Genomic DNA, 284 nt, shown 5'->3' on the forward strand with positions numbered 1-284 from the left:
TCATATATCAATATATCGATTTGCCGAGAGAGTCCGAAAATGAAACCTGTTGCAACGTGATAGCGCTCAGGCAAGTGCTTTCTGAGTAAACTTTGAAGTAGGTTTTCACGATAAGTCCCCACGGTGGGGCCATGATCAATGATGAATCTGACACGCTGGCTCAACGATGCTAATTCCCCAGCGATCGTCGCAGAAAACTTTCGCTGTTTTTCTCGAGCTCGCTGAGCGGGAGAAAGAGAGAATGAAACACCATCTTTTTTACATGATGCAATTACGAATTCAGC

General features: G+C 44.7%; 1 protein-coding gene. It reads right to left on the reverse strand.

The genetic code is table 11. The features are described 5' to 3' along the window. On the reverse strand, positions 1-284 hold a 284-nt coding region (locus tag KMS84_RS39990; RefSeq protein ID WP_256921565.1), incomplete at both ends, for a DUF6602 domain-containing protein.

The sequence above is a fragment of the Streptomyces hilarionis genome (assembly GCF_024539675.1).
Lineage (GTDB): Bacteria > Actinomycetota > Actinomycetes > Streptomycetales > Streptomycetaceae > Streptomyces > Streptomyces hilarionis.